The 1,231-nt window shown below is 50.0% G+C and carries 2 protein-coding genes; both read right to left on the bottom strand.

The genetic code is table 11. From position 1 onward, the window contains the following. Positions 1–164: 164 nt before the first annotated feature. Positions 165–404 (bottom strand): hypothetical protein, encoded by a 240-nt coding sequence (locus tag J4G07_21255; GenBank protein MCE2416515.1) that lies wholly within the window; start codon positions 402–404, stop codon positions 165–167. Between the two features lie 153 nt (positions 405–557). Beyond that, the coding region (locus J4G07_21260; GenBank protein MCE2416516.1) for a LamG domain-containing protein at positions 558–1,231 on the bottom strand (674 nt) is incomplete at its 5' end.

A 1,231-nucleotide genomic window follows, 5' to 3' on the forward strand; every position in this document is an offset into this window, starting at 1 on the left:
GAACTCGGTGAATTCTGGGAGGGACTTGGTCTGTTGAGAACAGGAAAGGTGGGAGATTCGATGTGTCGGTTGTTTCATATCAAGACGTATGTGGATACCCTCTTGGCAGAGGTTGAGCGCAATCCTGAACCGTATGTGGTATAACGGTTTCTGATACTCGCTTTCTATAGTAATTGGACATCACGGATGAGCGAGGTTACAAACCTCGCCAGCGGTGGGGTAGGGTTGGTGCCTCTTGAGATGTCAGCGAAGGTGGCTCCATACGCGCCACATTGACCAGAAACCGAGAGAAACCCAACACTTTCGTCGTCAAGTGCCCACATCTGTGTCGGTATGAAGTTGGGTTTCGCTGCGGTGTTGAGAGAATATGCCGACAGGTCGGATTTCAGGCGTATTTGGTACACCCGCGTCTTCTTTTTTTCCGCTCTACCCAACCTACGGGAGCCGAATCCTTTTTATAGTAAAGTCCACAATTAAGTGTGCGCTTTCTAAGGGAGCGAGGTTAGGAAACCTCGCCAGCGAGTAGTGTGCGCTTTCTTCGGTTGTGGAAACAGTGCTTACTGCCAACCTGGTCCTCTCGGGGTAAACGACTTAGGCACTCTAAGATAGCCGCCTTTTATGGCACCCCATCTCGTGGGTAATTTGCCTTCTGGCTCGACAGCATACACCCGATCCATTGCCTGGGCAACGCTCCAGATAGCGACCTCATCGACGCGCCCAATGTAATGCTCGCGATCCCCTTCGCTATTGCGTCCAATGGATACAGGAACATCGTTGGTATCAATCTTCCCTTTGGCAGCCCCGTCCACTTCTACTTCACCATCATAGTAAAGTTTCATCTCGCTCCCATCATAGGTGGCTGCGAGATGCGTCCATTCCTTCGGGGGCAAGTTTGAAGTCGCACCATCTCCGATCCGCTTTTCTGTCCCCTTATCAACAGAAATAATAAAACCTGTCTTCCCATTATTACCGCCAAATTCATAGAACCCATAGACCATCCACGGAGCGGTATCGCCTGCCCATGTTTTCACAATAATACGGAACCACTCGGCCGTGAACTCGGTCGGATATACCCAACACATCAAAGTAATTTCATCGGTGATATCCAAAGAATCGGAATCTGGCACTTCAATCCAACCTCCGGCTTCACCACTCAGCTCGACTGCTTGACCAATTTTGCCCTTTACACGCTTTCCTTTGTGAATCGTCCCATCATTTCCATGTTCGGACT

The organism is Candidatus Poribacteria bacterium (genome assembly GCA_021295715.1).
Classification (GTDB): domain Bacteria; phylum Poribacteria; class WGA-4E; order WGA-4E; family WGA-3G; genus WGA-3G.